Source organism: Methylomonas rapida (assembly GCF_024360925.2).
Taxonomy (GTDB): Bacteria; Pseudomonadota; Gammaproteobacteria; order Methylococcales; family Methylomonadaceae; genus Methylomonas; species Methylomonas rapida.
This window is the reverse complement of sequence record NZ_CP113517.1, coordinates 3,672,109-3,698,699: the sequence shown is the minus strand read 5'-3', so window position 1 is coordinate 3,698,699 and position 26,591 is coordinate 3,672,109. Positions and strand designations below refer to the sequence as shown.

General features: G+C 55.7%; 24 protein-coding genes. 22 read left to right on the top strand and 2 right to left on the bottom strand.

All coding sequences use genetic code 11. The features are described 5' to 3' along the window. The first annotated feature begins 35 nt into the window (after nucleotides 1–35). From NM686_RS17415 to NM686_RS17380, 8 genes are all read left to right on the top strand, one after another. Nucleotides 36–2,531, top strand: a complete 2,496-nt coding sequence (locus NM686_RS17415) for a hypothetical protein (protein WP_255189121.1) — start codon at nucleotides 36–38, stop codon at nucleotides 2,529–2,531. Between the two features lie 9 nt (nucleotides 2,532–2,540). Then, nucleotides 2,541–2,876: a J domain-containing protein gene (locus NM686_RS17410; protein ID WP_255189120.1), complete on the top strand. Its 336-nt coding sequence runs from the start codon at nucleotides 2,541–2,543 to the stop codon at nucleotides 2,874–2,876. After that, nucleotides 2,873–3,523, top strand: coding sequence for a nucleotide exchange factor GrpE (locus NM686_RS17405; RefSeq protein WP_255189119.1), 651 nt, complete (start codon nucleotides 2,873–2,875; stop codon nucleotides 3,521–3,523). Before NM686_RS17410 ends, NM686_RS17405 begins: the two co-directional genes overlap by 4 nt. A gap of 16 nt (nucleotides 3,524–3,539) precedes the next feature. Further along, on the top strand, nucleotides 3,540–5,279 hold the full coding sequence (locus NM686_RS17400) for an Hsp70 family protein (protein WP_255189118.1): 1,740 nt from the start codon (nucleotides 3,540–3,542) through the stop codon (nucleotides 5,277–5,279). Beyond that, nucleotides 5,279–5,662, top strand: a complete 384-nt coding sequence (locus NM686_RS17395) for a hypothetical protein (protein ID WP_255189117.1) — start codon at nucleotides 5,279–5,281, stop codon at nucleotides 5,660–5,662. The genes NM686_RS17400 and NM686_RS17395 overlap by 1 nt, the downstream gene beginning before the upstream one ends. 306 nt (nucleotides 5,663–5,968) lie before the next feature. Beyond that, nucleotides 5,969–7,885 carry an ankyrin repeat domain-containing protein gene (locus tag NM686_RS17390; protein ID WP_255189116.1) on the top strand — a complete coding sequence of 639 codons (1,917 nt, stop codon included), beginning with the start codon at nucleotides 5,969–5,971 and terminating at the stop codon, nucleotides 7,883–7,885. Between the two features lie 146 nt (nucleotides 7,886–8,031). After that, nucleotides 8,032–8,556, top strand: coding sequence for an SRPBCC family protein (locus NM686_RS17385; protein WP_255189115.1), 525 nt, complete (start codon nucleotides 8,032–8,034; stop codon nucleotides 8,554–8,556). A 20-nt stretch (nucleotides 8,557–8,576) separates the two neighbouring features. Then, entirely contained in the window at nucleotides 8,577–9,077 is a 501-nt protein-coding gene (locus tag NM686_RS17380) for a hypothetical protein (protein ID WP_255189114.1), read from the top strand. Nucleotides 9,078–9,178: 101 nt separating this feature from the next. On the opposite strand, the gene NM686_RS17375 is transcribed toward NM686_RS17380, so the two are convergent. Next, on the bottom strand, nucleotides 9,179–9,841 hold the full coding sequence (locus NM686_RS17375; RefSeq protein WP_255189113.1) for a response regulator: 663 nt from the start codon (nucleotides 9,839–9,841) through the stop codon (nucleotides 9,179–9,181). 371 nt (nucleotides 9,842–10,212) lie between these two features. Here NM686_RS17375 and NM686_RS17370 point away from each other — a divergent pair, with 371 nt between their 5' ends. The 11 genes from NM686_RS17370 to NM686_RS17320 all read left to right on the top strand — a co-directional run bounded on the left by NM686_RS17370 (nucleotide 10,213) and on the right by NM686_RS17320 (nucleotide 21,045). Further along, entirely contained in the window at nucleotides 10,213–12,021 is a 1,809-nt protein-coding gene (locus NM686_RS17370) for a methanol/ethanol family PQQ-dependent dehydrogenase (RefSeq protein WP_255189112.1), read from the top strand. Between the two features lie 246 nt (nucleotides 12,022–12,267). Further along, the gene (gene moxJ / locus NM686_RS17365; protein WP_255189111.1) at nucleotides 12,268–13,110 is read left to right on the top strand and encodes a methanol oxidation system protein MoxJ; all 843 of its coding nucleotides are present in this window, start codon (nucleotides 12,268–12,270) and stop codon (nucleotides 13,108–13,110) included. Between the two features lie 13 nt (nucleotides 13,111–13,123). Then, entirely contained in the window at nucleotides 13,124–13,600 is a 477-nt protein-coding gene (moxG, locus tag NM686_RS17360) for a cytochrome c(L), periplasmic (protein ID WP_255189110.1), read from the top strand. Nucleotides 13,601–13,660: 60 nt separating this feature from the next. Beyond that, on the top strand, nucleotides 13,661–13,942 hold the full coding sequence (locus tag NM686_RS17355; protein ID WP_255189109.1) for a methanol dehydrogenase [cytochrome c] subunit: 282 nt from the start codon (nucleotides 13,661–13,663) through the stop codon (nucleotides 13,940–13,942). Between the two features lie 164 nt (nucleotides 13,943–14,106). Further along, nucleotides 14,107–15,126 (top strand): AAA family ATPase, encoded by a 1,020-nt coding sequence (locus NM686_RS17350; RefSeq protein ID WP_255190443.1) that lies wholly within the window; start codon nucleotides 14,107–14,109, stop codon nucleotides 15,124–15,126. Nucleotides 15,127–15,891: 765 nt separating this feature from the next. After that, nucleotides 15,892–16,533, top strand: coding sequence for an MxaP protein (locus NM686_RS17345; RefSeq protein ID WP_269021875.1), 642 nt, complete (start codon nucleotides 15,892–15,894; stop codon nucleotides 16,531–16,533). Nucleotides 16,534–16,536: 3 nt separating this feature from the next. Beyond that, nucleotides 16,537–17,373, top strand: a complete 837-nt coding sequence (locus tag NM686_RS17340; RefSeq protein WP_255189107.1) for a DUF58 domain-containing protein — start codon at nucleotides 16,537–16,539, stop codon at nucleotides 17,371–17,373. Then, entirely contained in the window at nucleotides 17,370–18,329 is a 960-nt protein-coding gene (locus NM686_RS17335) for a hypothetical protein (protein ID WP_255189106.1), read from the top strand. The genes NM686_RS17340 and NM686_RS17335 overlap by 4 nt, the downstream gene beginning before the upstream one ends. After that, the gene (locus NM686_RS17330; RefSeq protein WP_255189105.1) at nucleotides 18,326–19,360 is read left to right on the top strand and encodes a vWA domain-containing protein; all 1,035 of its coding nucleotides are present in this window, start codon (nucleotides 18,326–18,328) and stop codon (nucleotides 19,358–19,360) included. Before NM686_RS17335 ends, NM686_RS17330 begins: the two co-directional genes overlap by 4 nt. Next, a complete protein-coding gene (locus tag NM686_RS17325) occupies nucleotides 19,357–19,917 on the top strand; it encodes a hypothetical protein (RefSeq protein WP_255189104.1) in 561 nt (186 codons plus the stop codon). The genes NM686_RS17330 and NM686_RS17325 overlap by 4 nt, the downstream gene beginning before the upstream one ends. A 198-nt stretch (nucleotides 19,918–20,115) precedes the next feature. Next, nucleotides 20,116–21,045: a vWA domain-containing protein gene (locus NM686_RS17320; RefSeq protein ID WP_255189103.1), complete on the top strand. Its 930-nt coding sequence runs from the start codon at nucleotides 20,116–20,118 to the stop codon at nucleotides 21,043–21,045. 59 nt (nucleotides 21,046–21,104) lie between these two features. Here NM686_RS17320 and apbC read toward each other — a convergent pair whose 3' ends face one another. After that, complete coding sequence (gene apbC / locus NM686_RS17315; protein ID WP_255189102.1) at nucleotides 21,105–22,196, bottom strand: iron-sulfur cluster carrier protein ApbC; 1,092 nt, start codon at nucleotides 22,194–22,196, stop codon at nucleotides 21,105–21,107. 283 nt (nucleotides 22,197–22,479) lie between these two features. On the opposite strand from apbC, the gene NM686_RS17310 reads away from it, so the two are divergent. The 3 genes from NM686_RS17310 to NM686_RS17300 all read left to right on the top strand — a co-directional run bounded on the left by NM686_RS17310 (nucleotide 22,480) and on the right by NM686_RS17300 (nucleotide 26,537). Further along, nucleotides 22,480–24,624, top strand: coding sequence for an HAD family hydrolase (locus NM686_RS17310; protein WP_255189101.1), 2,145 nt, complete (start codon nucleotides 22,480–22,482; stop codon nucleotides 24,622–24,624). Between the two features lie 184 nt (nucleotides 24,625–24,808). Further along, nucleotides 24,809–25,660 carry an HAD-IIB family hydrolase gene (locus NM686_RS17305; protein WP_255189100.1) on the top strand — a complete coding sequence of 284 codons (852 nt, stop codon included), beginning with the start codon at nucleotides 24,809–24,811 and terminating at the stop codon, nucleotides 25,658–25,660. Further along, a complete protein-coding gene (locus NM686_RS17300) occupies nucleotides 25,653–26,537 on the top strand; it encodes a carbohydrate kinase family protein (RefSeq protein WP_255189099.1) in 885 nt (294 codons plus the stop codon). The genes NM686_RS17305 and NM686_RS17300 overlap by 8 nt, the downstream gene beginning before the upstream one ends. Nucleotides 26,538–26,591: the final 54 nt, after the last annotated feature.

The window sequence follows — 26,591 nt, the reverse complement described above, 5'->3', positions numbered from 1 at the left end:
GAACCTCCATAGCATAGGTCGATGCCACTATCGCAATGAAAAAAATCATCCAAAAAATTTCGGCTGGACTCAATGAGTTGACGTTGCCGCAAAAGGCGCGGGCACACTATGAAGCCGGACGCTTTAAAGAAGCGACGGATTTGTTCAAGGAGTTATTGAAACAGTCGAACGATGTCGAGCATAAACGGTGCCTGGCGGATTGTTATCTGCAAAGAGCCTGGGCGATGGCCGACAAGGGTATGTACAAGGAAGCTTGCGTGCTGTGGGAAAACTATTCCACATACGGCGCAGCGCCGCTGCAAGCCCTAGATACCTATGTACTATGGTTGCTCGCCTGCAAAAACAACCGCAAAGCCTATGCGGTGCTCGAAAGTTTCGAGGCGCGGCAATTGGATGAAGACTATCCCGAGCTGGCGGCTCATCTAGGCGCCTTGCTGGTAGCCGATTGTACGGACATGCTGGCGCATCTGCCGAAAGATTCGGCGTTGCCAAGGCATTGGCCATGGGTTGACGAAGCGCTGTCGGCTTATCGCGATGGCGAGCGGGAACAGTGCGAACAAGCCTTGAAAAAGCTGCCGTTTCGTTCGGCGTTTCGTGATTTACGCGCCTTGCTGAAGGTGCAATTGCTCGATGCGGCTTCGATTGAGCAGGCACCGGCCATGTTGGCCAAAATTCCGGCCGCCTCGCCTTATCGAGCGTTGGCCGATACCTGCCTGGCGTATCTGCAAATGGGCGCGGACTTCATTGCCACCATGGCGGGTCTCGAACACCCTCAGCGGCGCGTTGTCGCCCATGCCAAGGGTTTTTCCGCCCAGCAGATGAATTTGCTGGAAACCTTGCTGAAGCAGAAAACCCCGTTGAACGACAAGATGCGCTTCAATCTGGCCATGCAATATCAGGAGGTGTTCGGAACACATGCCGCGCAAGCTTATTGTCAAGGCGCGCTGGCTAATTATCCTGCTGGTTATAACGATTATCGCAAGCACTTTGCGCTGAAAGACCCGTTCGAGGAAAATCGGCTACAAGCCTTGCTGTGCGAGCAAGGCAAAAATAGTTACGATGCCCGTTTTTACTGGGAACGCTGTATCGATATTCTGAAAAGGAACCGGCCGGCAAACGATAAAAAAATCGCGCTGATATTCCGGCACATGGCCGAAAAGGCGCCTTATGACGCCGCCGCGGAGTTGCTGGCCGCTAGCCTGGAATACGATGCCGACGACAGGCAAAGTTACCTGACTATCTTGAGTATTTATGAGCAAAATCGGCCGGATCCGGTCAGATACGAAGAGTGGTTGGAGCGTAGCCTGAAGCGCTTTCCTGCCGATACGGATCTGTTGGTACGGGCGGCCAAATCCGCCGCCAACAGAAAAGCCTTCAAAAAGGCGGCGGCCTATGCCAAGGCCTTATTGAAAGTCGACCCGGTCAATACCTTGGCCAAACAGATGTTGTTTGCCAATCACATGGCCCATGCCCGCCGTTTGCTGAAAGCCGAAAAATTTCATTTGGTGGAAAAGGAAATCCAGGCGGCCGAACAATTGAGCATCGATAAAAATCTGCGCCGCCAGGCCGAATTGCTGCGCGGCTTTTATCTATGGCAGGCGGAAGACAAAAAGCAAGGTTTGCAGCAGATCGCCGATGCGCTGGCCAAACTCAACGACGATCCCATCAACATGCAATTTCAGGCGCAGATGGAAGCCGGGTTGCTGGAACTGCCGACCGCGGCCTTGACCCGCGCGTTGCCGGCGTTCAAGGATTATTTGCTGTCCGCACCGGAACTACAGCGGCTGATCGCGGCTATGGAATATTACGACGAGCAGCTGGACGATAGGACCTTACTGTTCAAAGCTCTGGACAAAATCAAGGCGCCGCTGAAAAAATCGCTGCAATGGTTGCTCGACCATGAAGCATTATTGCTGTCCTGGTGCCAGGCCCTGGAAAAGATCGCTCATTTCGAGTTATTGAAGCACTGCGCCAAAATGGGCAATGTCAGGTGGCGGAAACCCCTTTGGCGTTATTATCAGACGGTGGCCGATTGCCAGGCTGATGCCAGTCGCCTGGATTTCATGACCTTGTTCATGCTGCAAAATGCCCTGGAAGAAGCGCGAGCGGATAACGATGATAAGACAGCCGTGCTGATCGGGCGCCTCATCGAGCAGGCCAGCGGTGCCATCAACCCGTTTCAGTTCGAAGATGATTTCGATGAATTCGATGAGGAAGAGTTTGACGATGATCCGATAGACGATTTGTTCGGGCATCTCCCGGAATCCATCATGAGGCGGATTGGCAAAAAAACTCAGGACATCATGGCAAAAACAGATCCTGAGCGATTTATGGCTAAATGTATCAGCCAATACGGTAAGCGTATCGATCCGCAAAGATTGGGGATATTGCTGATGAATCCGGACTTCGTGGGAGCTGTCATGGTGCTTGTCGCCGCGGAAGAATTGAAAATCGATATCGGCGTCAGTTTTGAAGACATCCTCGAGCGCTTCGTGGACGACTCCCCGCAATTTCAGTTACCGTTTTTTTGAGCAGTGTCGATGAATTCACCCTATCAAATTCTGGGCGTGAGCGAACAGGCTAGCGACGCCGACATCAAACAGGCCTATTTGCAGGCTGTCAAAGAGCATCCGCCCGAACGCGACCCGCCGCGCTTTCGGCAAATCCAGCAGGCCTTCGACCTGATCAAGGACGAAGACAGCCGCTTGCGTTACGCGTTGTTTCATGTTCCGAACGTCGAATTCGACGCCTTGTTGGATCGCGCCTTCGGCCAGGACGGCCCGATGCGGCCGCTGCCCGCAGACGATTTTCTTAAGCTGTTGGGTACGATTTCCATCGATAAAATGCCCGCGAAATTCAAGCAAAAACCGTCATGACTACAGACAATCAGCAAGACTCAATGCTGTCAGCCTTGCAGCAGTATTTACAGGAAACCGATTTTGCCCATCTGACTGCGGTCGATCAGCCGGATTTGACCGCGCTGTTCAGCGATCTGGCCGGATTGAAAACCGAGGTCAAGGCCGAGTCGCGCCAATTCAAGGCCACGCTGGATAGCTTGAGCGAGGCCGTCGAAACCCTGAAAACCGACAACCAAGCCTTGAGTGCCGAGTTGGCGGCCGCCAACGAACGCGTGCAGCAACAGCGCAAGCAAGTCGAACGGGGTATGTTATTGGAGTTGGTCGATATTTACGACCGCCTCAGCGAAGGCTATAAGGCCTTGCAAAACTATCGCCCGGTCGATACGTTGTTCAACCATTCCAAAAAACAGGATGTGCGTTTCATCGAAAGCTTTACGCAAGGCCAGGAAATCACACTGAAACGCCTGGAACAGTTGCTACAGCGCCGGCGGGTGTTTGCCGTCGATTGCGTCGGCAAGCCGTTCGATGCGCACACGATGACGACGATTGCGATCGGCAACGATTCAAGGTTCGATAACGCCGTCGTACTCGAAGAATTACGCAAAGGCTTTCTGTTCGACGAGCAAGTGCTGCGTCTGGCCGAAGTCAAAGTCAATAAACTCTAACCTCACACTGAAATTTATGAACGACATCATCATCGGCATAGACCTTGGGACCACGAACTCGGAAGTGGCGATCGTCGAAAACGGCAAAGTCAGCGTGATCGCCGACGCCGGCAAAAAAATCCTGCCGTCAGTCGTCGGCATAGCCGACAACGGCGACATTCTGGTCGGCGAAACCGCGCGCAATCAATATTTGATCTATCCGGAGCGCACCGTCAAATCGATCAAACGCCTGATGGGGCAGGATACCCATGTCGTCATGGCCGGGCAAAATTACACGCCGCAAGAGATTTCCGCGATCATTCTGAAGCGCCTGAAAGCCGTTGCCGAGAACTACGTCGGCCAGGCGATCCGCAAGGCCGTGATCACGGTGCCGGCCTATTTTTCCGACGCCCAGCGCCAAGCCACGCGCGAAGCCGGCGAAATCGCCGGGCTGGACGTCGTGCGCATGGTCAACGAGCCGACCGCGGCGGCCCTGGTTTACGGCACCGGCAAGGACGAAGCCAAGCGCATGCTGGTCTACGACTTGGGCGGCGGTACCTTCGACGTCTCGGTGGTCAACGTGCAGGGGGGCGTCGTCGAAGTCTTGTCGAGCCACGGCGACAACCATCTGGGCGGTGACGATTTCGATCAACTGATCGTCGAGCATATTCAAAGCCGTATTCGCGAAAAGCATGGCATCGAGATCGACGCGCACAGCAAGGCGATGGCCCGCATCACCCGCGCGGCGGAAAAGGCCAAACTGGTATTGTCCGACGAGCCTTTCGTGCAGATCGAGGAAGAATATCTGCTCGAACACGAGGGGGCGCCGATTCATTTGACCCTGGAATTGGCGCGTTCGACCTACGAAGACATGATCGAGGACTATATCAACGCGACGATGGACGCGACCCACATCGCGCTGAAAGGCGCCAAGCTGACCGCATCCGACATCGACGAAATCATTTTGGTCGGCGGTTCGACCCGCACGCCGTGCATACGCGAGCGCCTGTTCGACGAATTCGGCTTCGAACCGCACGGCGAAGTCGATCCCGACTTGTGCGTGGCGATGGGCGCCGCGATGCAGGCGGCCATGATAGGCGGCCAGGAAATCGGCACGGTTTTGGTCGACGTGACGCCGTACACCTACGGCACCAGCGCGCTGGGTTATCTGGACGGCATGCCGTATCCGTTTCAATTCGTGCCCATCATTCACAAGAACAGCGTGTTGCCGGCGCGTAAGTCGGAAGCCTTCATGACCTTTCAGGACGGTCAGCGTGAAGTGAAGGTCCGTATCTTTCAGGGCGAAGACCCCGATGCCTTGAACAATGTCGAAATCGGCGAGTTCATGGTCGAGGATTTGCTGGACGTACCGGCCGGTAATATCATCACCTTGACGCTGGATTTGGATTTGAACGGCATCTTGCATGTGTCGGCCCGGGAAAAAGCCTCCGGCAAGGAAAAAGCCATCACTATCAGCAACGCCATTTCCCGCTTCGAAACCGAGGAACTGAGCGCCGCCAAACAGCGTATCGGCGGTTTGTTTGGTGAAAGTGAAAGCGAGGGCGAAGCACGTGCGCCGGAAAGCGCGTTGGCTGCCGAAGCGCGAAAATTGATCAAGAAAGCCGAGTCGCTGTTCGAAACCGTATCGACCGAAGACAAGGAAGACCTGGTCGATCTAATCGAAACCATTACGAATTGCCTTGAAAGCGGCGACGATGCCGGGCTCAAGGAGTCGGTCGAGCGCTTGAACGACATCATCTATTATCTGGAATCCTGATGCGGCGTTGCCCGGCCTGCAATGCCCGTTTGGGCGAAGCGCCGCAATGTCCGCGCTGTGGCGCCGATCTGAGCCGCATGATTCGCTGTGAAGATTTGGCCAGGACATGGCTGAGTGTGGCATTGCAGACGCTACAGGCGGGCAGGGCAGACATTGCCGCCAACGCGGTGCGGCGCTCATTGAGTTTCAAGCAAACTCCGGAAGCCAGCTTGGTCAAGGGGTTTCTGATCCGACATCAGTACGATACGCTTTACCGCAATGTACGGCGCCAGCACTGGCAAGCCGCGCGTGATGCCCTGGCATGCCTGGTTTTGCTACAGGGAGAAAACGAGGCCCTACGCAGGTTTTACGAGTTGATCGAATATGCTTCCGCCGCAGACTGACTGAATCCGTCATAGGTATGGACATCAAGTCCCTGAGCCGATTTGGTTCTAGCCAAATCGCAATATTTCTGGATGGTTTGGGGATGAACCTAGAAAAAGCTCTCGATCCACGAATGACACAAAAGGCACGAAATGTTTCAAACGGTTATCCGGTTAAATTGCGACACCCAATCTTACCCTGAAGACTATTTTCACTTGCCGGGGCGATGCCGAGCCTTCATGAGCGTTAGGATGAATCGATAGTTGAGGCGCCGGATTTGAAACGATCCGGCATTCCGTTGGTGGCAGCGGACAGGAGCGGAAACAATGGCGAGTCCAACCATTTTCATCAGTTACCGGCGGGAAGACAGCGTCGGCCATGCCGGACGGCTATATGATCGCTTGGCCGAGCGCTTTGGCGAAGATCATGTCTACCGCGACATCGACACCATTCCGCCGGGCGCGGATTTCGTCGAGGCGGTGCGACAAAAAATCAATCAATCCAACATCCTGCTGGCGTTGATCGGGCCGCGCTGGTTGACAGCGACCGATGAGCAGGGACATTGGCGTCTGGCCGATCCCAATGACTTGGTGCGCGTCGAGATCGTTTCGGCGTTGAACCGCAATATTCGCGTGATTCCGGTGCTGTTACAGGGTGCGACGATGCCCAAGGCCAAAGATCTGCCTGGCGAGTTGAGCAAGCTGGCGCAACGAAACGCGATAGAAATCAGGGATACCAATTTCGATCTCGATACCACGCAACTGATCCGAAATATCGGCCCGAGCTGGCGCTATGAACTGGTGCGTATCTTCGCGCGTTGGCCGGTCTATGCGGCTGCGGCAATTGTATTGTTGACGCTGACGGCTGTCTGGATTTATCCCGAAATCGCCTTCACGCCGGAAAAAGCCCGCATCCAATTGGTGCAAATGGGGCTGTCATTCAACGCCGACACCCTGGTCGAGCGGGCCAAGCATAACGACATGCAGGCCATCAAGTTATTTATGCATGCCGGCATGGCGCCCGAGGCGCCGGATCAAAACGGTGAAACGGCGTTGATGTGGGCGACGGCGAACGGTCATGACAAGCTGGTGAATTATCTGATCGAACGCGGCGCGGACATCGACAAAGCCTTGCCGGTAGCGGCGAACCGGGGGCAAAAGGCGATATTGCTCACTCTGTTGCAGCACGGGCCTGGCCCAGAATCCCTCAATCGCGCCCTGCACAGGGCAGCGGCTGCAAAGTACCCCGAGGTGCTTGAATTGTTGTTGAGCAAGGGCGCAAAAGTCGATTTCGTCGATCCGGAAAGCGGCACGACGGCCTTGATAGAGGCCTGCGATCACCAGCAATTGGAAAACGTTCGTTTGTTGTTGGCCCAAGGCGCTGAGGTCAACCAGCTCGGCAGCGAGGATAAACACTCAGCGCTGATCGTCGCTGCCAGACGCTTGAATGGCGAAATCGTCCAGCTGTTGCTGGCCCATGGCGCGGATGTCAATGGCAACAATGCGGACGGTTCCACGCCGTTGCATGAGGCGATAGTCTCGGCGTTGAGCGGCGATGAACAGGCAGCGGAACGTTTGCAAGTCGTGCAAATGCTGTTGGAAAAAGGCGCGGACACCAGCGTGCGGGCCAACTGGATGCATGACTTCAAGCCGACGCCGCTACTGAGCGCGATACATCGCAATCAAGCCGAAACTGCCTTGTTGTTGATAGATAAAGGCGCCCAGGTCAACGCTAAATCCGTCGAGTCCGATGGAACCGCGAGATCGTCGGCATTAACGCTGGCGGTAGAGAAGGGCATGACAGCGGTGGTCAACGCCTTGCTGGAAAAGGGTGCCGAGGTCAATTTCAAAAACGCGGACGGCGATAGCGCTTTGTTGATCGCGGCGGACAGCCCCGACGGCGATCGACTCCTGGAATTGCTTAAAGCCTTTGGCGCCGATGTCACCGTCACCAACGATGCCGGCGAGACCGTTTTGATGAAGGCCGCCGCTTCTCGCTATTTCGTGCTGAACGAGCAACAACTGCAGTGGATGCTCAGCAGCGGCGTCAAGCTCGACGCCGTCGACGATGCAGGCTGGACGGCCTTGATGTACGCGGCCAAGGCGGGCGCCGTCGAAGTCGCCGAATTGTTGCTGCGGCATGGCGCCAATGCCGCCGTGCGCAATGACGAAGGCGACACGGCTTTGGGCATCGCCGACGCTGCGGGCCATAAAAAACTGGTGAAGTTGTTGAAGTCTCAGTGAGGGGGGCTTGGACATCTATTCAGGCTGCAGGCCAAGCTGCCAGAAAGCTATGAAAAAATGAAATATCCCCGGCGATGTCGAGAATTTATCCCGATGTCCGTAGGAGTAAACGCATGATAATTATCCTTTTTTTAAAAGGAAACGATATGCGAAATCTCTGCTTATCCATTGCGCTGTTTTGCGCCACTCTGCCCACTTACGCGCACGGCCCCACCCCGCAAAAAGCCAAGGAATCCATCGTCATTCATGCGCCGGTCGCCAAGGTTTGGGCGGAAGTCAAGCAATTCGATGCGATAGCCAACTGGCACCCGGATTTGAAAAAGAGCGAAGGCGATGGCAGCAATCAGTCGGGCGGCAAACGCACGCTGACCTTTCAAAATGATCAGAGCATCGTGGAGGAGCTGGATTATTACAACGAGCAGGAACACGAGTACAGCTACAGGTTGAAAACCGAAAACCCGCAGGCTTTTCCAACCAGTTCCCATACCGTGGAGTTGAAAGTCAGCGATGGCGATGGCGAGGGCAGTAGCACGGTGACGCTGAAAAGCCGTTTCTATCGCGGCGATACCGGCAATACACCACCGGAAAATCTGAATGACGAAGCGGCCGTCAAAGCCATGACCCAGTTTTTCAAAAACGGTTTGGCTGGCCTGAAGCAGAAAGTCGAGTGAATTGAAAGAAGGGGGAGAGTATGAATATCAGATCGCATACCAAGCTTGCGACGGGTTTGTTGCTACTGGTTAGTGCCGCGGTTTTTGCCGAAGAAAGCTATGGGCTAGCCGAGTACCGGCCGCAAATCGATTATGCCGCGTCGCCAGCGGCTGTTGCGCCCGCGTCAGCCAAAGCTGCCGTAAACCAGCCAAACGCCACGGCTGAAAAACAGCACGTCGAGAAACCAGCATCCAGCCGGCGCGCCGAGTCTCCAGCTCAAGAATCCGCTAAATCCAGCAAAATGATCTGGTTGCCCGGCATTTTGCTGGCTGCCGTTTTTTTCGTGTTCCAAAAAAGCCGGCGCAAACAAGGTTTGCAACCGGTTGGTGTTTGTGCCGAAACGGCTACGCCAACCAGCGTGGAGCGATACCTTGCAGGACTGCCGCGGCAGAAAACCGGAGTCGAGAAGTATCTGGAGCGGCAGGTGGAAACGCCGGTCACGGGCGTGGCCAAATATTTGGCCAGGCAGCAAAAATTGTAAGCAATCGCTTCGAGCCAGCCAGCGTTTCACCGAAAAAGCCAAAACTTTTGCACGTCGTGGCTCAAAGCCAGGCGTGCAATTGTTTTGGCTCCCTGGCTTTGTTAAATCGAAGTCTCCGCGCTTTTGACGATGCCTTGGCGAGTGGCCAGCAAGGCCAGTTCGGACAGGGTTTTCACGCCCAGCTTTTCCTTGATCACCGTGCTGTGGTTACAGACAGTCTTATAACTCAAGCATAAACTTTCGGCGGCTTGTCGGGTGGTCACGCCGGTTGCCAACAAACAAAAAATATCGAACTCCCTGGGTGATAGCGATTTGATCCGGGCGGCCTCGTCCTGTTCGATGGCCGAGCTTATGGCCAATTGTTGCGCCAGTTCGGGGTCGACGTAGGTGCCGCCTTCGGCGATCGTGCAAACCGCGGTGATCAAGGTCTCTGGCGCATTGCTCTTGGTGATGTAACCCTTGGCGCCGGCCTTGATGGCGCGCGTGACGAACACGAGTTCGTTGTGAATGCTGAATACCAGAATCCTGCAATTGCCGTGTCTGCTGATCAAGCGCCGTATGCTTTCGAATCCGCCGAGGCCGGGCATGGATAAATCCATGACCACCACATCGGGCAATTGCTTTGAATAGAGTTGGCAAGCGGTCTCGCCACGATCGGCTTCATAGATCTCGCCGATACGATCCGACAGCGATAGATAGGTCTTGTAGCCGGTACGAACCACGGCGTGATCATCTACCAATAAAACGCTGATTTTACTCGCCACTGGAAAATTTCCTCCTCAGGTCGTCAAGGGATAAAGATATGGGACAAGTCCAGTCTGATGCCAGGCGGACTTGGTGTGCCTTTTTTTATGATGACGCTTTATCCGTGCTTAAACCATGGGAGCTTTTCCCGTTTCCAATTTCGCTTCTTGCCGAGATAGGAATATTTCCGTGCATGATTGCGTCAATTTCCCATCGAATTCATGGATTGTTCCGTAACGTTAGCCAGCCCGGCTTCTATAACATTTGCGCCAGCGTGGCCTGGTGGTCGGTAACCCGTGATGCGGTTATGATCAACAAAGCTGGTTTTCAACGACTAATTCTGATCTTCAGGTCGCGCCTCACTTATAGCGATAAAAATCCTGGAGGAAACATGCAACAACTCGATTTGCGCATAGTCGGGAAAACCGCGGCCTTGTTGGCTGGTGGCCTTCTGAGCGTGGCGCAACCCGCATCGGCGAACAAGGAGCTGGAACAGCTCTCCAAGCAAAACACCAACTGGGTCATGCAAACCAAAGATTACGCATCGACCCATTTCAGCGAAATGATCGACATCAATGCCAACAACGTCAAAAACCTGAAAGTGGCGTGGTCGTTCTCGACCGGCGTATTGAACGGTCACGAAGGCGGCCCTTTGGTCGTCGACGGCATTATGTACGTGCATACTCCGTATCCCAACAACGTGTTCGCGATCAGCCTGGACGAGCCGGACAAAATTTTGTGGCAGTTCAAGCCCAAGCAAAACCCGGCGGCTCGCGCCGTGGCTTGCTGCGACGTGGTCAACCGCGGCCTGGCCTATGCGCCGGCTGGCAAGGATTACCCTGCCACCATCTTCCTGAATCAGCTGGATGGTCACATCGTCGCGCTGAACGCCAAGACCGGTGAAGTGCGCTGGAAAATGGAAAACTCCGACATCGCCATGGGTTCTACGTTGACCGTCGCGCCGTTCGTGGCCAAGGATAAGGTCATCGTCGGGACTTCCGGCGCCGAGCTGGGCGTGCGCGGCTACGCCACCGCTTTCAACATCAAGGACGGCAAGCAGGAATGGCGGGTTTACGCGACCGGCCCGGACGAAGACATCAAACTGTCGAAAGACTTCAACAGCCACAACCCGCACTACGGCCAGTTCGGACTGGGCCTGAAAACCTGGGAAGGGGATGCCTGGAAGATCGGCGGCGGCACCAACTGGGGCTGGTATGCCTACGACAGCGACCTGGAAATGCTGTACTACGGCTCCGGCAACCCCGCGCCCTGGAACGAAACCATGCGTCCCGGCGACAACAAATGGACCATGACCATCTGGGGTCGCGACATCAACAGCGGCGAAGCCAAATTCGGCTACCAAAAAACCCCGCATGACGAGTGGGACTACGCCGGCGTCAACTACATGGGGTTGTCCGAGCAAATGGTCAACGGCAAAATGACCAAGTTGCTGACTCACCCAGACCGTAACGGTATCGTCTACACGCTGAACCGCGAAAACGGCGACCTGGTCAACGCCTTCAAGATCGACGACACCGTCAACTGGGTGAAAAAAGTCGACCTGAAAACTGGCTTGCCGGTGCGCGATCCCGAGTATTCGACCCACATGGACCACCAAGCCACCGGCATCTGCCCGTCGGCGATGGGTTACCACAACCAGGGTATCGAATCCTACGACCCGAACAAGCAATTGTTCTTCATGGGCGTGAACCATATCTGCATGGACTGGGAACCGTTCATGCTGCCTTACCGCGCGGGTCAGTTCTTCGTCGGTGCGACCTTGAACATGTATCCGGGTCCTAAGGGCACCCTGGGCCAAGTCAAAGCCATGAACGCCGTGACCGGCAAAATGGAATGGGAAGTTCAGGAGAAATTTGCGGTTTGGGGCGGCACCATGGCCACCGCCGGTGATCTGGTGTTCTACGGTACGCTGGATGGCTACATCAAGGCCCGCCATTCCAAAACCGGCGAAGAGCTGTGGAAGTTCAAATTGCCTTCCGGCGTCATCGGCCACCCGATCACCTATAAACACAACAACAAACAATACGTTGCGATTTATTACGGTGTCGGCGGCTGGCCCGGCGTTGGTCTGGTATTCGACCTGGCCGATCCGACCGCAGGTCTGGGTGCGGTGGGCGCGTTCAAAGAATTGGCGCACTACACCCAAATGGGCGGCGGGGTGATGGTGTTCTCCCTGTAGGTAAACGGTCATCGTTCCCTCGCTCTGCGAGGGAACTTACGCTGAACCGCTCCGCGGTTCGGGACGCTGGAGCGTCCCCGGCTGGGTTCCCACGCCTGAGCATGGGAACCATACCCTACGTTAATTGAAGAGTATCCATGAGAACAACGTAGGTCGGGTTAGCGATAGCGTAACCCGACATTGATTGCCAATAGTTGGGTTACGGCTTCGCCTAACCCAACCTAGAAATTTATTCAAATAACATCAATGAAAACAACGACACGCATTTTTACCGCATTGGCTTTGGGTCTGGGTTTCGCGACGGCACAAGCCGAGCAGCCAGCGCTGAAAGTCTGTACCGCCGAAAACGAAATGCCGTATTCCAACCAGGCCGGCGAAGGCTTCGAGAACAAGCTGGCGCAATATCTGGCCGAGCAATTGGGCCGCAAGCTGGAAACCGTCACCTGGTCCGATCCGCGTTACTTTATCCGCGATTACCTGGACAAAGGCTTGTGCGACGTGGCGATGGGTGTCGATGCCGGCGACCCACGTTTGCTGACCACCGCGCCGTATTACCGTTCCGGCTACGTGTTCATCAGCCGTGAACAGGACAAGCTGGATTTGCAAGACTGGAACAGTCCGGCTTTGAAAAGCGCCAAACGCATCGCTTTCGCGCCTGGAACCCCAGCCGAAACCATGTTGCGGGCGATCGGTCGCTATAACGACATGTTCAACTACCAGCAAGAGTTGGTCGGTTTCAAATCCCGGCGTAACCAGTACGTCAAGTACGACAACGACAAACTGGTCAACGAAGTGGCTTCGGGTAAAGCCGAAATCGCGATCCTTTGGGGGCCGGCTGCCGCGCGTTACGTCAAGGCATCGGCGACGCCGCTGACCATGACGGTGATTCCCGACAATGCCAAACGGGCCGACGGCGAGCCGGTCGGATTTCACTACAGCACTTCGATCGGGGTGCGTAAAGGCGATAGCGCGCTGCTGGCGCAGTTGAACAACATCATCAAAGACCAACAAGACGACATCGAGGAACTGCTGGAAGCGGAAGGCATTCCGCTGCTGGAACAACCCGAAACCGCCTTGTCCATCAATTAACAGGAAACATTGAATGAAATTGAAGAGCTTTTTACGCGGCGTCGCGGTGACGTTCGCCATCACGGCAGCGGCATCCGCCCAGGCCGATATTACCTTGCGTCACGCCTTGACCGGCGAAGTGCTGGATTTGAGCTTCGCCAAAAAAGGCGGCAATACCGACAAGTTCAAGCAGTTCATGCAAACCGGTAAAAACCCCTACAACGGCGATGCCGAGGCCGCCAAAAAAGGCGAAAGCCTGTACATGACCGGTTGCTCCGGCTGCCACGGCCACGAAGCCGAAGGCAAATTGGGCCCCGGTCTGGCCGACGACTACTGGACCTATCCGCGCGGCCTGACCGACCAGGGCTTGTTCGAAATCCTGTTCGGCGGTGCCAATGGCATGATGGGCCCGCAATACGTCAACTTCAGCACCGACGACATGCTGCACATCATGGCTTTCCTGCGCAGCATTTACAAAGGCGATCCGAAAAAGGCTGAATGGTTGAAATAACGCCTCGCCCCTCGCCCTCCGGGGTGAGGGGAAATCCAATTGATTTATCAGGAGATCAACATGAAACGATTATTGATTTTGAGCGCTGTGCTGTTGTTTTTGGGCTTGAACGGCGCCGCGAAGGCTTATGACGGTACCAAATGCAAGGAAGCCGGCAACTGCTGGGAACCCAAGCCGGGTTACCCTGAAAAAGTGGCGGGCAGCAAATACGACCCGAAACACGATCCTGCCGAGCTGGACAAGCAAGCGCAATCGATCAAGGAAATGGAAGCCCGTAATGCCAAACGTGTCGAGCTCATGGCCAAAACCGGCAAGTTTGTTTACGACGTCGAAGAGCAATAACAAACGTAGGTAGGCATTGCGTACCCTACGGCTGTAGGGACGAATTGATTCGTCCTTTGCTACCCCCCGGCGTTTGCCGCAACGGAACCTGTGGTAAACGCCAACCCTTAAGATTAAAACCACTCTGCTCCGGCAAAGCAATGCGTCGGAGTTTTTTTATGACTATGAATTCAGAGCATCAACTCAGCGACTGGCGCGACAAGGCGCTGCATTTCGAACGGCAAATCAATCAAACCGTGATCGGTCAGCAAGCCGTCGTCCGCCATCTGTTGTTGGCGGTGTTCGCCCGCGGCCATGTATTGCTGGAAGGGCAAGTCGGTGTCGGCAAAACCACCTTGTTACGCGCCGTGGCCCAAGGCCTGGGCGGCCATTACCAGCGCATCGAGGGCACCATAGATTTAATGCCGTCCGATTTGATTTATTACACCTATCTGAACAGCGAAGGCCGTCCGTGTGTCGACCCGGGGCCTTTGTTGAGACAAGGCGAAAAGCTGTCGATTTTCTTCTTCAACGAAATCAACCGCGCCCGCCCACAGGTGCATTCGTTGTTGCTCAGGGTCATGGCCGAACGCAGCGTCAGCGCCTTCAACCGCGAATATCAAATACCGCATGTGCAGGTGTTTGCCGACCGTAACCGGGTCGAGCGCGAGGAAACCTTCGAATTGCCGGCCGCGGCCCGTGACCGATTCATGATGGAAATCGGCATGGACGCGCCGACCGACGATACGGTGCTGGACGCCTTGATGTTCGATCCCAGATTTCACGACGTCGACACGCTGGTAGCCGGCATAGACAAGGACATCGTGCCTTACTACCAACTGAACGAGTTCGCGGCGCTGCTGCAGCGCAGCATCAAGACCAGCCCTACGTTGCACCAATACGCGTTGGATTTATGGAAGGCCGCCAGCCGTCCGGGTGTTTATGGCATTCGCTTGAGCGATGTCGACATGGAACAGTTATTACAGGCCGGCCCCAGCCCTCGGGGCATGAGTTTTTTCCTGCGCGCCGCCAAAGTCAGGGCCTGGCTCGAAGGCCGCGACATGCTGTTGCCGGAGGATATGCAGGCGGTATTCAACGTGACGATGGCGCACAGGATATTCTTGCATCCGGTTTATGGATATCGGAAGGAGGAGTTGATGCCGGAATTGGTGAAGGGGATTTTGGAGGGGATTGCGGCGCCGTGATAGCGGCGATGATTTCTTAGATTTGTAGCCCGGAATAAGCCGATAGGCGTTTCCGGGGTTGAGCTTTTGAGAGGCTTGTAGGCTTGATGTGTGGTGTCGCTGTCGCGACGGATTGTTTTTGAAGTCGGGTCTCGGCCTGACAGCCGAGGTACTTTCTTTTGCTTGCCCAAAAGAAAGTACCCAAAGAAAACGGCACCCCATGCCGCGTCAATCCTGCGCGCCGTGACTTTTGTCAGGGGTTTTTCGAAGGGGCTTCCCAGCCCCTGCGAAAAACGTGCGGCATCCATGCCGCACCCCTTCGGGCTGTTCCTGACAAAAGCCCCGGTGCTAGGCGCGGCATCAGGGGATCAGTTCGTCCCGATCGCAGAGGCTGTTAGTAAAAGGTGCGCGGTGCGTACCCTACTTTTTCTAACAAACTATGAAATTTCGAGCCTTGAAAAGAGAAAGACTAAGAAAACGGATCAAATGTTAAATGTGGAGTGGTTTTTTCACCCCTCTGCCGCGCCGAGCACTGGAGGGTTTGAACGGATTTGCCCGTTAGGGGGCGACGCAGGGATGCGTCGCGTTTTACGTAGGGGCTGGGAAGCCCCTTCGGAAAACCCCGTTCAAACCTGAGGAGCGCAGGGAATAAGCGGCATCGGGGTGTCTTTTCTTTTGGGTACTTTTCTTTGGACAAGCAAAGAAAAGTACCTCGGCTGTCGGGCCGAGACCCGACTTACAAAATAAACCGTCGCGACAGCGACACCAAATAACAAGAACAAGCCAATGAGCCCAAAACTCATGAACATCAAAGAACTCGCACAACAAGCCATCCCCAAATCCGGCCTAAGCCACTACGCCGAAACCTACATCACCTGGGCCGGGGTCGGCCTGATCGGCGCCTTTATCGCCGCGACGCTCGACTCACAGGCGGAACTGGCCTACGCCGCCTATTACACCAACGCCGTCAACGATGCGGTGGGGTATAACTTCTGGATCTTGTTGGCGGTGATAGGCCTGCTGCTGTTTAGCCTCAGTTTGCCAGTGATCTATCTTTCATTGCACGTGCCGCAAGCCCAATGGCTTGCCGACCAGTTGCGCCGGTTCAGTTACACCTTTTTCTTGGTGGCCTTCGACGAGGGCGGTCTGATGATAGGCATATTGATCGCCAACCTGCTGCATACCAGCGACAAGATGGCGCTGTTGGCGGACAAATCGTTTTTGTTCAGCGACGTCGGCCTGTTGCCTATAGTGGGGCTGGCTTTCGTCAACTCCTTTTTGTGGCTGCTGGGCGAATCTATCTATAACCGCGACGACAAGAGCTACTCCGGCCTGGTCAGCCTGTTGATGTCGGCTCCGCTGAAATTCCTGGCGCCCGGCTATCTGAGCGTCGCCGGCATCATGTTGTATCTGGTCGTCAATCAGTAAGCGATGCGAGCCATAGAGTCCTTCCATTACCGGCTGGCGCATCCCGGCTACAGCGTGTTTCCCGGCGCGCATCCGGGGCAGATGGTCGGCAGCGGGCAGTTGTTCAAGCGTCACGAACCACTGCTGGCCAGCCCCGATCCGCGCCGTATCGACCTGCGCGCCAGCCTGCTCGACCCTTTCGGCGATTACCGGGTGCGGGTGTTTCAGCAACACAGCAAGCTGTCGATGTATGTCGTCGCCGATTTGTCGGCGTCGATGGCCGGCAAACTGCCCGCGTTGGCCGATTTCGTGTTGTCGGCCGCGCAATCGGCTTTGGAAGCCGGCGACAGTTTCGGTTTCATCGGGTGCGGGCCGAATTTGGAACGGCGCTGGCTGCTGCCGGCAAGCCAGTCAATGCAAGCCGTACGGGAAATGTCCCAAAGGATACGGATTTTCCAAGCCCAAGGCCGCGCCGATAGCCTGTCTCAAGTCTCGCCGCTATTGCCGTCCCGCCGCTCGTTGGTGTTTTTGCTGTCCGACTGGCATTTTCCGCGGGAATCCATGCAGCGGATTTTGCAGGCCTTGACGCCACATGCCGTGGTTCCGCTGGTGGTGTGGGATGAAGCCGAATACACCGGGCTGCCGGAATGGGGTTTGGTGCGCTTCAAGGATGCCGAAAACGGCCGCGGCAAAACCCTGTTGATGCGTCCGGAACTCAAACGGCGCATCGTGCGGGCCTTCGAGCAGCGTAAAAATCTGCTGCGGCAAACCTTCCGCGGCTACGGCATGGAACCCTTGTTTTCCAGCGGCGCCTATCGCGCCGACTCGATGAACCGCTATTTTCAGCAGCACGCCTTATGAGTAAGCATTTTTTCGGTTTGCGTAGGGTGGACAAGCAACGCGCATCCACCGTTACGTTCAAGGTGGATGCACTGCGTTTATCCACCCTACTATTGTGTCTATCGTTAAGCGGCTGTGCGTCGCTGTTGCCGCCGCCGATCAGCCATTTCGAACTGCAAACCCCAAGACCGTTCGGCTACCTGATAGGCGATGAAATCCACCACCGCGTGGTGTTGCAAACCCGTAAAGACTTGGTCCTGAATCCGAACAGCGTGCCCGGCAAGGGCGAACTGAACCGCTGGCTGAATCTGACCGATGTCGACATTAAAACCGATCAGGATCGCGGCCAGACCGTCATCGACCTGACTTACCAGGTGTTCTATGCGCCCAATGAAGTCAAAATGCTGAGCGTCCCGGGCTTTAACCTGCAATTCACCCAGGCCGGCAAACCCGTCGAACAAGCCGTGCCGGCCTGGCCGTTTACGCTGTCGCCGATCAAGGAACTGGCGATCAGAAAGGATGAATCCGGACAGCAATATATGCGGCCCGATGCCTTGCCCGCTTTCCTGTCCAGTCAAACCCAGTGGCTGGGATTTTATGCCGCGCTGGGCATGGCGCTGCTGACGGGAACTTATCTGGCTTATTGGTACGGACTTTTTCCAAGCTGGCCGAAACGCCGAATCTTCAAACGGGCATTGGCCCAGATGGATCGCGTGCCGGAAAACCAGGCGGAACGCGGCCTGGCCGTGATGCACCATGCCTTCAATCAGATCAACGGCCAGCCGCTGTTCAAACATAAATTGGCCGCGTTCTCCCAAAACCACCCGGAATACCGCAGTGCCGCCGAATCCATCGCCTGGTTTTTCGACGTGTCCAACCGGGCGCTGTTCGGCGGCCAGCCCATCAGCGGCGAAGACTGGGGCAAACTGAAAGAATTGTGCCGCTTGTGCCGGGACATCGAGTGCGGTAAACGATGAACAATCTGGCTTTCGAAACGCCCTGGGCCCTGGCCGGCATGCTATTGATGGTGTTGCCCTTGCTGCGTAGCGGCATGCAAGCGACAGCCTATCCTTGGCTGGAGATGCTGCCGGCCGATCCCTTGTCGCAGGCTATAACGCTGATCATCCGCCTGTTGAGTATGGCCGCGATCGCCGCGCTGGTGCTGGGATTGTCCGGCGTTTACCTGAAAGAACAAAAGGTCGAGCGCATAGGCCACGGCGCCCATATCGTGCTGTTGCTGGATAGAAGCAGCAGCATGGACAACACCTTCGCCGGCAAAGCACCGAGTGGTTCGGACGACGGCAGGGATGCCGGAGGTAGGGCAACGCAGGGAGCAGTTGCCGAAGAATCCAAGGCCGACGCGGCCAGACGCTTGCTGAGCGAATTCGTCGACCAGCGCCCGCACGATTTGATCGGCGTCGCCGCCTACAGCACGTCGCCGCTGTTCGTGATGCCGTTGACGGAAAACCGCGACGCCGTCCACGCCGCGATAGACGCCAGCGCGACGCCGGCCTTGGCCTATACCAATATCAGCAAGGGCTTGAGCATGGCTTTGTCGTTTTTCGAACAGCAACCGGTGCAAGGCTCCCGCATTCTGTTGCTGGTATCGGATGGCGCGGCGGTGATCGACCCGGACAGCGAGCAAGCCTTAAGGGTCTTGTTCAAACAGCAGCAGATCAGGCTGTATTGGCTGTTCCTGCGCACCGAGAACAGCCCCGGCATTTTCGCCGAACCGGACGATCCGCGCGACGACAATGCCCAATCCATGCCGGAGCTTTATCTGCACCGGTTTTTCTCCAGCCTGGACATTCCGTATCAGGCTTATGAAGCCGAAAACCCTGACGCGATGCAAAAAGCCATCGCTGACATCAACCGCTTGGAGCAATTGCCGCTGCATTACCAGGCATCGATTCCGAAACAGGACTTGGCCGGCCCCTGTTACGCCTGGGCCGCTCTGTTGATAGCGCTGCTGCTGGCTTTGAAATTCTGCGAGGCGAAAACCACATGAGAACATTGAGACATCAAACGATTTGGGCGGTTTTCCTGGCCAGCCTGCTGCTGGCGGTGCTGCAGCTGACGGCCGTTTACCGGATACATAGTCAGAACCAATGGCTGGCCGAATTGCGGGCAGGGCAAGACGTCGCCATCGACAAGGTCATGACGGCCGCGCCGGAATTGCGGTTGGCGCGGGCCATCGTCTTGAAGCAAAAACAGCGTTACGACGAAGCTCTGGAAACCTTGGGCCTGATCGTCGACCAAGGCGGCAACACATTGCAAGTGCAAAGCCGCTACAACCTGGGCAATCTGTATTTGACGCTAGCCATGGCCGAGGTCGATGCCGGCCGCATCAATCAGGCCATGCCGCTGTTGACTCTGGCCAAGCAGGCCTATCGGCAGGCGCTGAAACTGGATAGTGGCTTCTGGGATGCCAAGTACAACCTGGAATTGGCGATGAAGTTGTTACCAGAATTCGACCGCATCAGTCCGAACGAGCCCGACGACGATGCCGCCAAACCCTCGCAGCTGTGGACCACGGTACCGGGATTTCCGCGTGGATTGCCTTAAACCTAAAAACGGCAGTAAGTCCACGAAAAGCACGAAATACACGAAAGAAATCATTGCGTTATGGAGCTTATTGATTCACCTGTTCGGCACTGCTCTGCGGAGTGATAACTGTTTGGCTTTTCGTGATTTTCGTGTGTTTCGTGGACCAAATGATTTTTATAGCCTAACAAGGTACGCGATGCGTACCCTACATTTTTCATGAGAATCAGCTATTTGTTGAAAGACTACCGCTTCTACAGCCTGAGCCTGGCCTTTTTAACCATGGCGGCTCTGTTCGCCTTTCCGACGAGACAGCAAAGCGGCGAGACTTACAATCTGACCGTCATCGTCGACATCACCCGCAGCATGAACGCCGAGGATTATCGCATCGGCCAGCAAGCGGTCAGTCGGCTGGCGTTCGTCAAACACAGCCTGCGCGAATTGATAGGCCGCCTGCCGTGCCAGTCCAAAGTGGGGCTCGGCGTGTTCACCGAGCGCCGCTCGACGGTACTCTACCAGCCGATCGAAGTCTGCTCGGGCTATGCCGAGCTGGACAAAAGCATCGCCGCGCTGGATTGGCGCATGGCTTGGGCGGCGGACAGCCGCATCGCGGGCGGCTTGTTGAATGCGATGCAACTCCTGAAGGACCAGGACAGCGCGCTGGTTTTCATCAGCGACGGCCAGGAAGCCCCGCCGCTCAACCCGCGCTACCGCACCGACTTTTCCGAGATCAAAGGCAAATTGAAGGGGCTGATCGTTGGCGCTGGCGGCTTGCAGGCGGTGCCGATTCCAAAATTCGACGCCAAAGGCCGGCGTATCGGGGTCTATGGCCCGGACGATGTGCCGCACCGCTCCAGCTTCGGCGAATCGGACTTGAATCCGGAAAAAATCGAAGGCTACGATGCCCGCAACGCGCCGTTCGGCAAATACGCCGCCAGCGGCAACGAGCATTTGAGTGCCTTGCAGGAAGGATATTTGCAACAATTGGCCGCCGAAACCGGCCTGCATTATCACCATTTGCAAACCGGCGACGGTTTGCTGCAGGCGCTGAAACGGCAGGAATTTGCCCGCGTGGCCGAGGTGGAAGCCGATAGTCGAGCCCGTTACGCCGGCCTGGGGCTTATGTTGTTGCTGGCGACCTTCATCTGAGCCGCTGCCGATTGAGGCGGGCAGCGGCTCGGAATCCGTGTCCCGGTTCCAGGCGTCGATCAGGTGTTTTGAATCACGATGTTCGGGAATCTGCCGCTGTAATCGCGGGCCCGCATGGCCAGTTTGGCGGCCATCTTGCGCGCTATGGCCTTGTACATGTCCGCCGCGCGGCTGTCGGGATCGGCGGCTACCGTGGGCCTGCCACTGTCGGCTTGCTGGCGGATGTTGATGTCCAGCGGCAGCGAGCCCAGCAATTCCACGTTGTTTTTTTGCGCCATCGCCAGGCCGCCGCCGTGGCCGAAAATCGCTTCCTCGTGTCCGCATTGGCTGCAGATGTGTATGCTCATGTTTTCCACCAAACCCAGGATGGGCACATTGACTTTCTCGAACATGCCCAATCCACGTTGCGCGTCGATCAAGGCGATGTCTTGCGGGGTGGTGACGATCACCGCGCCACTGACCGGAATCTGCTGCGCCAGCGTCAATTGAATGTCCCCGGTGCCGGGCGGCAGGTCGATGATCAAATAATCCAGGTTGGACCAGCGGGTCTGCGTCAACAGTTGTTGCAAGGCGCCGGTGACCATCGGTCCGCGCCAGATCATCGGTTGGTCGGCGTCGATCAAATAACCGATCGAAATGGTTTGAATGCCGAACGAGACTTTGGGCAACATGGTTTTGCCGTCCACCACCTCGGGCTGTCCGGACAAGCCCAGCATGGTCGGAATGCTGGGGCCGTAGATGTCGGCGTCCAGGATGCCGACGTTGGCGCCCTCTGCAGCCAAAGCCAGTGCCAGATTCACGGAGGTGGTGGATTTGCCGACCCCACCCTTGCCGGAGGCGACGGCGATGATGTTTTTCACGCCAGGAAGCGGTTTCAAGGTTTTTTGCACCGAGTGGGAAACGATGTTGACGCCAATTTCAATTTGAACGTTGCCAATGCCCGGCAATGCCGCCAGTTGTTGTTCCAGCTTGGTTTTCAATTCCGGCACATAGCTTTTGGCCGGGTAACCCAGCTCGATTTTGATGCTGACATCATTGCCCTCCACCCCGATGTTTTTCACGGCTTTGGCCGACACCAGGTCGGTGGCGACGTTGGGATCGATGAAGGATTTGAGCAGATTTTCGACAGCAGCCTTGTCAATGCTGGCCATGAGTAAACTCCGTTGCTGAGTGATGATTAATACCTGAGTTAAATACTCGGGATAGCGTACCATTTTACCGGCGCGCAAAGAAGATTGGACAATAGTGCCGCGAAAATGCCTGTTACTTGCCAGGCCAAAAAAATACAGGGATATTCGGTCTAATTGACATTCAATGGGTCATGGCGTTGGCCGAATGGCGCCGATTCGAATAGACTACAGGCGTTTGAAGCTGTTTTTGGCTTGCTCGATCGCTGTTTAAAAGCACGCGAGAGAGCGCATAAAAGGAAAAACAATGACCAGCAATATTACACCCGAGCCGTTGTATATTGTCATGATCAGCATCCACGGCCTGATTCGGGGGCATGATCTGGAGTTGGGTCGTGACGCCGACACCGGAGGGCAGACCAAATATGTGGTGGAGCTGGCCAAAGCGCTGGCAAAGCAGCCAAATGTCGAGCGCGTGGATTTAGTCACGCGACGCATCATCGATAGCGACATTAGTCACGATTACGCCGAACCCGTCGAGCCGCTGGCTGAAAATGCTCAAATCATTCGTGTCGATGCCGGTCCCGAAGGCTATATCCGCAAAGAAGAACTGTGGGACCATCTGGACAGCTTTGCCGATAATCTGTTGAGCTGGCTGCATCGGCAGTCGCGTTGGCCCGATGTGCTGCACAGCCATTATGCCGATGCCGGCTATGTTGGGGTGCGACTTTCGCATTGGACAGGGTTGCCGTTGATTCATACCGGGCATTCGCTGGGACGCGATAAATGCCGCCGGTTACTGGCGCTGGGATTGACGATGGACGAGATCGAGCAGCGTTATCACATTTCGCGGCGTATCGATGCCGAGGAGGACACGCTGAGCAACGCCGATTTGGTCATAACCAGCACCCGCAACGAAATCGAAGACCAATACGAACTCTACGATTGCTATTCGCCGGAAAAAATGGCAATCCTGCCGCCCGGCACAGACCTGGAACAATTCCACCCGCCGGCCGCAATGAGCGATGAAAATGCGTTTGCAAAATCATTGAGACAGTTTCTGAACGATCCGAATAAGCCGATGATTTTAGCGTTGTCGCGGCCCGACGAACGCAAAAACATCGTCAGTCTGCTGGAAGCTTACGGCCAGTCGCCAGCGTTGCAGTCTAAAGCCAATTTGGTCATCGTGGCTGGCAATCGTGACGACATTCGGGAGATGAACGAAGGGGCGCAAGGGGTTTTGACCGAATTGCTGCTGGTGATGGATTGTTACGACCTTTACGGTCGGGTCGCGCTACCCAAGCATCACTCGGCGGACGATGTCGCAGAAATTTATCGGTTGGCGGCCGCATCCAAAGGGGTTTTCATCAATCCAGCCTTGACCGAACCCTTCGGTCTGACGCTGTTGGAGGCGGCCGCTAGCGGTTTACCCTTGGTAGCCACCGAAAATGGCGGTCCGACCGACATCATCGGCAATTGCCAGAACGGTATCTTGGTGGATCCACTGGATAAAACTGCGATTGCCGAGGCCTTGCTGGGCATCCTGGAAAATCCACAGCGCTGGCAGATGCTATCCGCCAATGGCCTGGAGAATGTTGCCCGTTATTACTCCTGGCAGGCTCATGCTCAAGCCTATTTACAAAGAGTGCAGCCACTGTTGCAACATCTCGAACGTTTGCCCAAAACGCCGCCAGTACCCGTGACGAAAACCAGCCGGTTGCGGACGCAGGCCATTTTCACCGCGCTGGATAATACGCTGCTGGGGGATGACGAAGGGCTGGCGCAATTTGTCAAATTGATCCGCGACAAGCGAAAAAAATGCCTGTTCGGCATCGCGACCGGACGACGGCTCGATTCGGTTTTAGCCATTTTGAAGCAGCACCGTATTCCAGCGCCGGACATCCTGATCACCAGTCTCGGCACCGAAATCTATTTCACGCCGCAACTGATTGCCGATATTGCCTGGAGCTATCATATCGATCATTTGTGGACGCCGCAGGTGTTAAGGCGCATCCTAAGCAATCTGCCAGGCCTGACACCGCAGCCCAAAAGCGAACAGAGCCGCTTCAAGATTTCTTATTATTACGATAGCCAGCTGGCGCCTCCGATGGAGGAGATTCTGGCCTTGTTGCGGCAACACGAATTGTCGGTGAATCCGACGTTGTCATTCGGACAATTCCTGGATATCGTGCCGGCACGCGCCTCGAAAGGGCAGGCATTGCGTTACGTCGCACGGCAATGGGACATTCCTCTGGAGCGCATCCTGGCAACGGGCGGTTCCGGCGGCGATTCGGATATGGTGAGTGGTAACACGCGCGGCGTCGTGGTTGCCAACCGTCATCGCGAGGAATTGTCACTATTGGCCGAGATGGATCAGGTTTATTTTGCCGAAAGTTCGCATGCCTGGGGAATATTGGAGGCCATCGAGCATTATGATTTTTTCAGTCGTTAAACCTAAAAGCATCAGTAGCCCACGAAAAGCACGAAAGACGCGAAATAAAACAGTTGGTTACGTCACGTGGTTTGGTTACCCACAAGTTGTCGGCTTTTTGAGCAATAACTTTTTAAAACGGTCCGTGATTTTCGTGTGTTTCGTGGACCCAATGACTTTTATGGGTTAAAAGGATGTAAGGGTTATGGTAGAGCGTATTCTGATTTGCACCGACTTGGACCGTACTCTGCTACCCAATGGCAGCCAGCCGGAGTCGCCAGGTGCTCGTGATGTGTTTTCGCGCCTGGTGTCGCGTCCCGAGGTGGCTCTGGCTTATGTCAGCGGTCGGCATCGTGAATTGGTGGAAGAGGCCATTCGGGAGTATTGCTTGCCCGTGCCGGACTGGGTAATCGGCGATGTCGGTACCACGATCTACCAAGCAGGACAGTGCGAGTGGCGACACTGGACAGAATGGGAAGACGACATTGCCGCTGATTGGCGCGGCAGGACGGCCAGGGATTTACGGTCTTTATTCAACGATTTGCCTGCTTTGCGCTTACAGGAAGAAGTCAAGCAAAATCGTTTCAAGCTCAGCTATTATCTATCGACGCAGTGGGATATCGAAGCCTTGCAACAGGAAATGATGCATAGGCTTGCTGCGCAAAACCTGGCGACCAGCCTGATTTATAGCGTCGACGAAGCCGCGGAAACCGGATTGCTGGACGTTTTGCCGGCTCGTGCCACCAAGTTACATGCCGTGGAATTTTTGATGCAGCAGCAAGGTTTCGAGGTTCAGGGCACCGTATTTGCCGGCGACAGCGGTAACGATCTGCCCGTGATCGTCAGCCGAATTCAGTCGGTGTTGGTCGCCAATGCCGACCCTGCCGTGGTCGAACAGGCGCAAGCCCTGGTTGGCCAACAGGGCCATTCCGATGCCTATTATCTGGCGCGCGGCGGTTTTTTGGGGATGAACGGCAATTACAGCGCCGGCATACTCGAAGGCGTTGCTCATTTTCTTCCGGAAACGCTAGCCTGGATGAAGGAAACTCATGATTGATCAATATCCTGTTCAAATTTTCGGTGAAGTGCTGTTCGATCATTTTCCGGACGGCAGTCGTGTATTGGGTGGGGCGCCGTTCAACGTCGCCTGGCATTTGCAAGCGTTCGGGCTGGCGCCTCGATTCATCAGCCGGATTGGCGACGATGATTCCGGCCAAGAGGTAGCTGAGTTGATGGCGGACTGGGGCATGACCCTCGCTGGGTTGCAGGTTGACCATGAGCATCCCACCGGCAGCGTCGGCGTGTTGATCGAACAAGGCGAACCGCATTACGACATCGTCGCCGACAGTGCCTATGATTTCATCGACGTTAAGCTACTCGATCAACGGAATACCGAGGGCGTTCTGTATCACGGTTCGGTGGCGCTCAGAAATCCGGTATCCCGGGCGGCCTTGGCGGACATCAAGGATAGGCATCGCGGCAAGATTTTCATCGATGTCAATTTGCGTCCGCCCTGGTGGGAGCGGGATTTGCTGGAATCGATGTTGCAAGACGCGAACTGGGTTAAGCTCAACGAAGCCGAGCTGAGAATATTATGGCCGGAAGCCGCAAGCCTGGAGACGGCCATGCAGGATTTTTCTGCAAAGTTTGAGTTGGATACGCTGATCGTGACGCGCGGTGAAAAGGGTGCCATCGCGTGCGATCGGCAGCGGCAATTTGTCGACGTTATCCCTGAGGCCCGCATCGAGGTGGTGGATAGCGTTGGTGCGGGTGACGCCTTCGCCGCGCTGCTGATTTTGGGCTTGCAGCGGCAATGGCCTTTGCGGATTACGCTGGAGAGGGCGCAAGCTTTTGCCAGTGCCCTGGTTGGCAGGCGCGGTGCGACGGTCGCTGACAGGGCTTTTTATCGGGCGTTTAGTGAGCAATGGATGTGATTCATTCCCGATTTCTAACGGCGCGCAGTCCCTGAAAGCGGCGAGCCTATGAGG

Bases quoted from the DNA above. Each gene is read 5' to 3' on its own strand.
- NM686_RS17345 (WP_269021875.1), top strand. From the start codon at position 15,892: ATGAGCCCAAAACTCATGAACATCAAAGAACTCGCACAACAAGCCATC.
- NM686_RS17300 (WP_255189099.1), top strand. From the start codon at position 25,653: ATGATTGATCAATATCCTGTTCAAATTTTCGGTGAAGTGCTGTTCGAT.
- NM686_RS17320 (WP_255189103.1), top strand. From the start codon at position 20,116: ATGAGAATCAGCTATTTGTTGAAAGACTACCGCTTCTACAGCCTGAGC.
- NM686_RS17390 (WP_255189116.1), top strand. From the start codon at position 5,969: ATGGCGAGTCCAACCATTTTCATCAGTTACCGGCGGGAAGACAGCGTC.
- NM686_RS17355 (WP_255189109.1), top strand. From the start codon at position 13,661: ATGAAACGATTATTGATTTTGAGCGCTGTGCTGTTGTTTTTGGGCTTG.
- NM686_RS17415 (WP_255189121.1), top strand. From the start codon at position 36: ATGAAAAAAATCATCCAAAAAATTTCGGCTGGACTCAATGAGTTGACG.
- NM686_RS17410 (WP_255189120.1), top strand. From the start codon at position 2,541: ATGAATTCACCCTATCAAATTCTGGGCGTGAGCGAACAGGCTAGCGAC.
- NM686_RS17380 (WP_255189114.1), top strand. From the start codon at position 8,577: ATGAATATCAGATCGCATACCAAGCTTGCGACGGGTTTGTTGCTACTG.
- NM686_RS17400 (WP_255189118.1), top strand. From the start codon at position 3,540: ATGAACGACATCATCATCGGCATAGACCTTGGGACCACGAACTCGGAA.
- NM686_RS17305 (WP_255189100.1), top strand. From the start codon at position 24,809: ATGGTAGAGCGTATTCTGATTTGCACCGACTTGGACCGTACTCTGCTA.
- moxJ (WP_255189111.1), top strand. From the start codon at position 12,268: ATGAAAACAACGACACGCATTTTTACCGCATTGGCTTTGGGTCTGGGT.
- NM686_RS17340 (WP_255189107.1), top strand. From the start codon at position 16,537: ATGCGAGCCATAGAGTCCTTCCATTACCGGCTGGCGCATCCCGGCTAC.
- NM686_RS17350 (WP_255190443.1), top strand. From the start codon at position 14,107: ATGAATTCAGAGCATCAACTCAGCGACTGGCGCGACAAGGCGCTGCAT.
- NM686_RS17405 (WP_255189119.1), top strand. From the start codon at position 2,873: ATGACTACAGACAATCAGCAAGACTCAATGCTGTCAGCCTTGCAGCAG.
- NM686_RS17335 (WP_255189106.1), top strand. From the start codon at position 17,370: ATGAGTAAGCATTTTTTCGGTTTGCGTAGGGTGGACAAGCAACGCGCA.
- NM686_RS17310 (WP_255189101.1), top strand. From the start codon at position 22,480: ATGACCAGCAATATTACACCCGAGCCGTTGTATATTGTCATGATCAGC.
- moxG (WP_255189110.1), top strand. From the start codon at position 13,124: ATGAAATTGAAGAGCTTTTTACGCGGCGTCGCGGTGACGTTCGCCATC.
- NM686_RS17385 (WP_255189115.1), top strand. From the start codon at position 8,032: ATGCGAAATCTCTGCTTATCCATTGCGCTGTTTTGCGCCACTCTGCCC.
- NM686_RS17370 (WP_255189112.1), top strand. From the start codon at position 10,213: ATGCAACAACTCGATTTGCGCATAGTCGGGAAAACCGCGGCCTTGTTG.
- NM686_RS17330 (WP_255189105.1), top strand. From the start codon at position 18,326: ATGAACAATCTGGCTTTCGAAACGCCCTGGGCCCTGGCCGGCATGCTA.
- NM686_RS17395 (WP_255189117.1), top strand. From the start codon at position 5,279: ATGCGGCGTTGCCCGGCCTGCAATGCCCGTTTGGGCGAAGCGCCGCAA.
- NM686_RS17325 (WP_255189104.1), top strand. From the start codon at position 19,357: ATGAGAACATTGAGACATCAAACGATTTGGGCGGTTTTCCTGGCCAGC.
- apbC (WP_255189102.1), bottom strand. From the start codon at position 22,196: ATGGCCAGCATTGACAAGGCTGCTGTCGAAAATCTGCTCAAATCCTTC.